Genomic DNA, 7,775 nt, shown 5'->3' with positions numbered 1-7,775 from the left:
GGGGTGGGGCGGGTGGTGCTCATACGAGTTCCTGTCGTGGCCGGTGAGTCTGCGGATACGTTTTACTATGCCCGCCGCGCGAACGAATTTGAAGCGAGTCAAAAATCGCCAGGATCCATAGGGAGTATTGGCGAATGCATAGGTGACTGGCGCGATCCCGCGCCTGGCGTGGAGCGCCCGGCCATGCGGCCGTGGCGCTCCACTGCGGATTTTCGTCGCGACGATGCACGCGCGTGGCGTGCATTCCGGCGATCAGTTATGCGAGTACGTATCCGGTTGCGTCACATGCCCACGGTGATGCCGGTGATGCTTTGCCTTGTGCTTCGGCGCGGCCTTGGCCGGGGCATGTTCCGCGGGTTGCGGTTGCTGCTGGGCCTGCTGTGGTTGCGGCTGTTGAGCCTGCGCGCCCGGCGCAGGTGCCGGATGGGCATTGCCGGACGGCAGCGTGGTCTGGCCTTCGCCGAAGCGAAAGGTTTGCGAGGTTTGCGCGTACGCGGTGGCGGACAGCGTCAGGGCGGCAAGCGCCAGGCAAATCGAAAACTTCATGAATCCATTCTCCTTCTGAGCGAGCCGGTGAGGATACCGCAATGCGGCTCGCGGCTTCATCGGCGTGCGCAGGCAGGCACGATTGGAGGTATTGATTCGTGGATTCGCCTACCGCGTAGGTGCTGCCGGAAGCACCACTTCGTCACCGGGCATCACGCGCCAGCTTGCGGAAACACCGGTTCGCCAAGCGTGAGCATCAGCCGGTTGGCCCAAGCAAAGATCGCGATAGCGTGCGTCAGGTCGAGAATCTCCGCGTGCGTCAGGCCGTTTGCTTCGAGCCGCTTGATGGCGGTGGCGTCGACCTTCTCAGGGTGGTCAGTCAGTTCGATCGCGTACCGGATGATCGCGCGCTCGCGCTCCGTGGTGCCGGCAGTCGACGGGTCGTCGAAAACCTGCTCGATCGTGTCGGTCCGTTTGGCGAGCCGGCCGAATCGTTGCGCATGCACCGAAGCGCAATACACGCAGCCGTTCACGCGCGACACTACGGTGCTGGCGAGTTCGCGCTCAGCGCGCGGCAGGCCACCCGGCGCATACATGATCGCGTTGAAAACCCCGGAACGCTGCCGCAGGATTTCCGCCTGTTGGAGCAGCAGCAGATAGTAGTCGGAGGTCTTGGCGTGCGGATGACTCTCTTCGAGCACGGCGATCTGCTCGGGCGAGGCGTCGGCGAGGCTGACCGTGTCGAGCCATGCGCGCCAGCCGAGCGTATCGAAGGTGAAGCCGTTGAGCTGGTCAACCGGCGATGCACTGGTATTCACTTGAGTCATGCTGCCTCCTCAGCGACGCGCAATGCCTTCAGGCCCGCTACCACGCGCAATTGATAAGTGACGAAGGAAATCAACTGCGACAACGCGACGATGCCGCGTGTCGTGATACCGGCTTGCTGCAGCGTTTGCAAATGCTCGGGGTGTGCTTCGACTGGCTTGATAGTCAGCAGCTTGACGTGCGAGAGGATGGCGATCAGCCGAGCGTCGGTGGCCGGGGCGAGCGTGCCTGCTTCGATTGCATTGAGCGTGACCGGCTGTGCACCGGCGGCGATGAGCTTCGCCGTGTAGGCGTCGGCGAGATCGTCGGCGAGCGAGAGGCGCGCGGCATACCATGCGGCAAATAAACGCTCGTGCAGCGACAGGTCCGGCAACCCGGGATCGAACAAAGCGTCTTCGCTGCGTTGCGTGTGCAGCACGACTTTGTCGCGGGCATGGCGGATCGCGGCGAGCGGGCTGCCGGTTTGCAGGCCGGCGAGGGCGTCGACGGTCTCGATGGTGTCGGTACCTTCGGTACCTGCAAATGCGGACGATTGGGTCGGTGGCGCGAGGTCGGTCATATCTGCTCCGGCGGGTTAATCAGTGTTTTCAGCGGTGTCTTCTGCCTGCAGGCGAGCGCGCGAAGTGTCGGACGATGCATCCGCATCGGTCCACTCATCCCCTCGTAGCTCCGCCGTATCGAAGGCGACCAGGGCCTGGTAGTGCCGCTCGCGATCCGCGTCGAACAGGCGGCTCGCGATGCCGCGCGCAAGGCGCTGCGCGCCGTCGCTAATCGCGGGGATGTCGCCGGACAGCTTTCCATCGCTGAGACTCGCCGCATGATTGAAGCAATGGATCTGCGTCAGCGCTGCACAAGTGCCGGGTTCGCGCTCCTGAAACGCGAACCCGGCGCCGAGATCCGGCGACTCGGCTAGTTCGTACGAAGGCAGCAATGGGTCCGCCCGATAGCGGTCTTTCCAGCGCCGCACAAAAGAGGCGAACGGCGCAAATTCGGTGCGCGTGGCGATATCCGAGTGGAAGCCGGTCGCGAAGATCAGAAAGTCCACCACGTAGCGGCCTTTCGGTGTCGCTACTGCGAGCGCGCCATCAAGTTCGTCGAGCGCAACAAGCGGACTGCCGACGTGAAAGCATGCACCGGCATGGCGTGAAACCCGCAGCACGCTGTCTCTTGGAGGCGGCGTTTGCTCAGTCTGCGCGTAATGCAGGAAACGCCATTTGGATGCATCGTCGAGATCAGCGAAACCATGCACGAGGCCCGGACTGCCGATGCCTGTCAGCTTGTTCACGCGTGGAATGTCATCGCGGCGGATAAACAGATCGATGCCGGCCGCGCCCGCCTCGAGCGCGGTCGCGGCATTGTCGAAGGCGGATGCCCCCGCGCCGACGACGCCGACGCGCTTGCCGGCCAATGCGGCGAAATCGATTGCATCCGCGGAGTGCGCCCAGTAGCGGCGTGCAACCGTATTGGCGATAGCCGGTACCGATGGACCGCCCAAACCGTCGCGTCCGGTGGCGAGCACGACATGCCGCGCGAGCACCGTGCGTGGCGCGCCGGCTTCAGCGAGATCGAGTTCAAGCAGACCGTCGTCGCGCGGACTCAGCGAGGTCAAGGTGATGTCGTTGTGCACCGGCAGATCGAGCACATGGCGATACCAGCGCAAATAGTCCATCCATTGCGTTCGCGGAATCTTATAGAGCGCATCCCACGCGGCGCTGCCGAATTGCGCTTCGTACCACGCGCGAAACGTGAGGGCCGGCATGCGCAGGGCGGGACCTGTGAGCTGCTTGGGCGAGCGCAGCGTTTCCATTCGCGCGAACGTTACCCACGGGCCTTCGCGCCCCGATGGCGCGCGGTCGAACACCTGCAGATTGTCGATGCCGAGCCAGCGCAGTTCCGCCGCCGCGGCGAGCCCCGCCATGCCGCCGCCGATCACGGCGACATCGAGCACACGTTCATTGTTGACGAAACGCGGCGGGACCCAGGAGGGCGCGGGCAATTCCAGCCAGCGCAGATCTTCACGCAAGCGGGTTTCGAGTGCTGCGAGGCGATTCATGCAATGTGTTCCGGATGTTTGATGCGCGTACGAGAGACGCGCGTTTCGCGCTGTAGCAGCGCATCGTGTTCCTGGGCGGGATGCAGCACCACGCCTTCGAGCAGTTCGCGGGTCGCGTGTTCGATCGATTGCAGCAGCGCGTCGACGGCGGCGCGGCGCGGTTTGCCCGCCGGCGTCACGACGCCGAAGAAAAACGGAATCGCGAAGTCGAGCGGCCGCGCCGTCACGCCTTCGATCGACAGGCCGAGACCCGTGGCAGGATCGACGATCGCGACACCGGCGCCGGCGCGAGCGGCCATCACCGCATTCAACGACGCATTGGTTTCGAGGAACACGTCGACGGACATGCGCGCGGCTGCGAACGCCGCGTCGACCCGATGCCGCAACCGGAACCGGTTCGCGACGGTGACGATGCGCCGGTTCGCCAGATCGCCAGATCGCGCAGCGCGATGTGCGGCTGGGCGGCGAGCGGGTCGCCGCTCTGCACGAGCGCCACGCAGGGCGCTTCGGCGATCCAGTGGATGTCGAGTCCCGCATGCCCGATCGGCAAGGTGACGAGGCCGATATCGGCGGTACGGGTCAGGACTTCATGGACGACGTGTTCCGCCGACAAACTGCGTAGCTGGAATTGCGGTGCGCGGCCGAGCGGCGGCAGCGCGGCGATCGCGGGCGGCACAATCGACGCAGCGAGCGCGGGTGTGGCCGCCACGCGCAGCGGTTCCGCTTCGCCGAGACCAATGGCGCGTGCCCGTTGCTCGATGGTCTTCAGTCCGATCAGCGAACGCTCAACTTCTTCGTAAAGCAGAAAGGCACAATGCGTCGGCGTGACACGCGGACCATTGCGATTGAACAGCGCATAGCCGAGATCCGCTTCGAGCTCCTGGATCTGACGCGTGACGGCCGGCTGCGAGCGTTCGAGCAAACGTCCCGCACCGGTGATGCTGCCGGCGGACATGACCGCCGAAAACGCTTCGAGTTGATGCAGCTCCATGACTCGCCCTGGCAATTCGGTCTGCGCATTGTAGGGTCGTCTGAATGCGGGATTTATATAATCAATTCCGATATCGACAGCCGAAAAAATGCGAAGCGGATCGACGGGCGAGCGCGTGGCGTCTCAGGTTTTGTTCTATACGGCGCGTGTCGAAAGAGAGAAAAATCAATTGCATCAAAGAGATGTCTTGGCGTGTCTGCGCATGAGCGTGAACGCCGCCTCGTAGCGTTGCCTTGAGCGAACAGAGACATGCGCTCCAACGTGATAACCATATTCCCAAAACTTCGTTGGTTCGCCGGAATTCACCGTGGTTACATGGCCCCACTTTGAAGATGACAGTTGGGGCAAACATGAAACACGTATCCAAATCGTCGCGAACCAGCTGGTCACGCTGGTTGAAAACGCTACCGGTGCTCGCCGCAGTGATGGGCATTGCAACAACCTCGCCGGCTTATGCTGGCGCCGCAGCGGGCGAGCCGTATCTGATCGGCGTGAGCGGGCCGCTTACCGGACAGGACGCGCAATACGGCACCCAGTGGAAGCGCGGCTTCGATCTCGCGTTGGAGCAGATCAACGCGCAAGGCGGTATCAAGGGCCGCCCGCTTGCCTACGACTTCGAGGACAGCCGGAGCGACCCGCGCCAGGCGGTGTCGATCGCGCAGAAGTTCGTTGGCGATCCGCGCATTCTGCTGGAGTTGGGTGACCTGTCGAGCACGACCTCAATGGCGGCCTCGCCAATTTATCAGCGCGGACAACTCGTGCAATTCGGCTTCACCAATTCGCACCCCGACTTCACCAAGGGTGGCGACTACATGTGGAGCACGGCGCTCAGTCAGGCTGAAGAGCAGCCACTGCTCGCGCATTACGCGACGAAGGAACTCGGCTTCAAGCGCATTGCCGTGCTCTATCTGAACACCGACTGGGGCCGCACCAGCAAGGACATTTTTGCGAAAGCTGCCGCGCAGGATGGCGCGCAGGTCGTCGCAGCGGAAGGCTATCAGCCGACTGAAAAAGATTTCCGCGCGACCCTGGTGCGGGTCAACGAAGCGAAGCCCGATTCGCTCGTGCTGATCTCGTACTACGCGGACGGTGCACAAATCGTGCGCCAGGCGCGTTCGTCGGGATTAACGCAACCGATCGCTGCAGTGGGTTCGGTCTATTCGCCAAAGTTTCTCGAACTGGGCGGCGAGGCCGTGAACGGTGTATTCACCGAATCGAATTTCTTCCCGGGCGACAAGCGGCCTGAAGTGCAGGACTTCGTGCAGCGTTATCGCGCGAAGTACAACGGCGAGCCCGATACGTTCGCCGCGCGCGCTTACGACGCGATGATCGTCTCGGCGGAAGTCATGCGCCGCTACGGCGTGACCCGTCAGGCGGTGCATGACGGCCTGAAGCAGATCAAGGATGTGCCGAGCCTGATCTTCGGCAAGGTGCAGTTCGATCCGCAGACGCGCCGCGTGGCTGGCGCGCGCAGCGTGTACCTGGTCGTCAAGGACAATCAGTTCACGCAATGGGACGGTGCGAAGCCGCTGGTCGCTTCCAAATAAAACCTAAGCAACGCTCGCGTGTCTGCTTCTCACCGGATCTGAATGCTATGGCTTCATGGCTCGACTACACGATCAACGGACTGATCGTCGGCAATATCTATGCATTGCTGGCGGTCGGCCTCGCGCTGATTTTCGGCGTGTCGCATCTGATCAACTTCGCGCACGGCTCGGTGTACATGATCGGCAGCTTTATCGGCTGGCTGTGTCTGACGCGGCTCGGGTTGCCGTTGCCGCTGGCCTTGCTCGCGGTGGTGTTCGGCTGCGGGCTGCTGGGCATCGCGATCGAGCGCATCGGCCTGCGGCCGCTGCAGGGCGCGGCACGCATCGCCCCGTTGCTCGCGACGATCGGCATGAGCTTCGTGCTCGATCAGTGCGCGCAGTTGCTATTCGGTGCCGATCCGCGGCCCGTGCCGAGCACGCTGCCCGATTGGCACTTTCGCCTCGGCGGCGCGACGGTCGGCTCGCTGGATCTGCTGATTGCCGGCATCGGCGTGACGGCTGCTGCCGTGCTCTATGTGTTCTTGCGTTTCACGCGCCTCGGTTGGGCTGTACGCGCAACGGCGCAGGACCGGGATGCGGCGCAGCAGATGGGCGTCAACGTCAACGGCGTCAATCAGGCGGTGTTTGCGATCGCCTGTGCACTCGGCGGCGTGAGCGGCTTGCTGGTCGGCATGTACTACAACAGCATCGATCCGGCGATGGGCTTCCAGGCCACGCTCAAGGGCGTGGTGGCGTTGCTGATCGGTGGTCTGGGCAACGTGCCGGGCGCGATCATCGGCAGCCTGCTGCTGGGTCTGGTCGAGAGTTACGGCGTGGCGATCTTCGGCACCAGTTACCGCGATCTGTTCGCGTTCGTTCTACTCTTGCTGTTTCTGGTGTGGCGTCCCAATGGACTCTTTAGTGGCAGCCGCCGCTTGCCGCCCGAGCCGATGACCGGCACGTTTCTGTCCGCGGGCAAAGCGGTGAAGGTGCCGCGCGCCGTGGTGATTGCCCTTGCGCTGGCTGCGGTCGCGTTGCCTTTCGTTGCCAGCTCGTCTTATCTCCTGCAAACACTCACCAATGCCTGGCTTTACGGAATGTTGGCGTTGAGCCTGACGCTGGTGGCGGGCACGGTCGGGCAAATTTCGCTTGGCCATGCCGCGCTGCTGGTGATCGGTGCGTACGCGTCTGCGTTGCTGTCGACGAATCTCGGCTGGTCGCCGGTCGTGACGATCTTCTGCGCCGGTTTGATCACCGCCGCGCTGGGCACGCTGCTGGTCTATCCGGCGTTCCGTTTGCGTGGGCACTACGTGTCGATTGCAACGCTCGGTATCGGTGAAGTGGTGAGCCTCGTGATCCTCAACTGGGACAGTCTGACGCGCGGCCCGCTCGGCATCGCGGGCATTGCGCCGCTGTCGGTGTTCGGCTGGAAACCGGACAGCGCGCGTGCGATCTACTGGTTCGCACTGAGCGTGCTGATCGTGCTGGCGCTGCTGCAAACGCGGCTGTTGGGCTCGCATCTGGGGCGCACGCTCCGTGCGATTCGCGAAGACGAGGTCGCGGCGCGCTCGCACGGGATTCGCCCGAACCGCTACAAGGCGATCGCGTTTGCGTTCGGAGGCCTCGCCGCCGGCATCAGCGGTGGGATCGCGGCGCATCTGTATAGCTACATCAACAACCAGACCTTCGACTCGCAAGTGTCCATCCTCGCCTTGACGATGGTGATTCTCGGTGGCCTCGGCAACGTGCTGGGTGGGATCGTCGGCGCGGTTGCGCTGATCGGCTTGCCGGAGATTTTCCGCTGGGCCGCCGACTATCGGATGCTGATCTATGGCCTGGTATTGCTGTTACTGGTGCGATTCAGGCCGCAGGGTTTGCTGGGTACGGTATGACG

Annotated in this window: 6 protein-coding genes and 1 pseudogene; 2 read left to right on the top strand and 5 right to left on the bottom strand. The window is 63.4% G+C overall.

Features of this window, described 5'->3' with window-relative positions; genetic code table 11:
- Positions 1-252: 252 nt before the first annotated feature.
- The 5 genes and pseudogenes from GNZ12_RS19430 to GNZ12_RS19410 form a co-directional block, all read right to left on the bottom strand.
- Positions 253-546: a hypothetical protein gene (locus tag GNZ12_RS19430; protein ID WP_172312637.1), complete on the bottom strand. Its 294-nt coding sequence runs from the start codon at positions 544-546 to the stop codon at positions 253-255.
- A 152-nt stretch (positions 547-698) separates the two neighbouring features.
- Positions 699-1,313 (bottom strand): peroxidase-related enzyme, encoded by a 615-nt coding sequence (locus GNZ12_RS19425; RefSeq protein ID WP_172312635.1) that lies wholly within the window; start codon positions 1,311-1,313, stop codon positions 699-701.
- Positions 1,310-1,870 (bottom strand): CMD domain protein, encoded by a 561-nt coding sequence (locus tag GNZ12_RS19420; protein ID WP_172312633.1) that lies wholly within the window; start codon positions 1,868-1,870, stop codon positions 1,310-1,312. The genes GNZ12_RS19425 and GNZ12_RS19420 overlap by 4 nt, the downstream gene beginning before the upstream one ends.
- Before the next feature lie 15 nt (positions 1,871-1,885).
- Entirely contained in the window at positions 1,886-3,364 is a 1,479-nt protein-coding gene (locus GNZ12_RS19415; protein ID WP_172312631.1) for a flavin-containing monooxygenase, read from the bottom strand.
- A pseudogene (locus GNZ12_RS19410) lies at positions 3,361-4,355 on the bottom strand (LysR family transcriptional regulator). The gene GNZ12_RS19415 and the pseudogene GNZ12_RS19410 overlap by 4 nt, the downstream one beginning before the upstream one ends.
- A gap of 350 nt (positions 4,356-4,705) precedes the next feature.
- Between GNZ12_RS19410 and GNZ12_RS19405 the strand changes: the two are divergent.
- Positions 4,706-5,902: an ABC transporter substrate-binding protein gene (locus tag GNZ12_RS19405; protein ID WP_172312629.1), complete on the top strand. Its 1,197-nt coding sequence runs from the start codon at positions 4,706-4,708 to the stop codon at positions 5,900-5,902.
- Between the two features lie 47 nt (positions 5,903-5,949).
- The gene (locus GNZ12_RS19400) at positions 5,950-7,773 is read left to right on the top strand and encodes an ABC transporter permease (protein WP_172312627.1); all 1,824 of its coding nucleotides are present in this window, start codon (positions 5,950-5,952) and stop codon (positions 7,771-7,773) included.
- The last annotated feature ends 2 nt before the right edge of the window (positions 7,774-7,775 follow it).

The sequence above is a fragment of the Paraburkholderia solitsugae genome (genome assembly GCF_013177695.1).
Classification (GTDB): domain Bacteria; phylum Pseudomonadota; class Gammaproteobacteria; order Burkholderiales; family Burkholderiaceae; genus Paraburkholderia; species Paraburkholderia solitsugae.
Note: the sequence above shows the minus strand (reverse complement) of the source record. Positions and strands in the feature narration are given on the sequence as shown.

Bases quoted from the DNA above. Each gene is read 5' to 3' on its own strand.
- GNZ12_RS19400 (WP_172312627.1), top strand. From the start codon at position 5,950: ATGGCTTCATGGCTCGACTACACGATCAACGGACTGATCGTCGGCAAT.
- GNZ12_RS19405 (WP_172312629.1), top strand. From the start codon at position 4,706: ATGAAACACGTATCCAAATCGTCGCGAACCAGCTGGTCACGCTGGTTG.
- GNZ12_RS19415 (WP_172312631.1), bottom strand. From the start codon at position 3,364: ATGAATCGCCTCGCAGCACTCGAAACCCGCTTGCGTGAAGATCTGCGC.
- GNZ12_RS19420 (WP_172312633.1), bottom strand. From the start codon at position 1,870: ATGACCGACCTCGCGCCACCGACCCAATCGTCCGCATTTGCAGGTACC.
- GNZ12_RS19430 (WP_172312637.1), bottom strand. From the start codon at position 546: ATGAAGTTTTCGATTTGCCTGGCGCTTGCCGCCCTGACGCTGTCCGCC.
- GNZ12_RS19425 (WP_172312635.1), bottom strand. From the start codon at position 1,313: ATGACTCAAGTGAATACCAGTGCATCGCCGGTTGACCAGCTCAACGGC.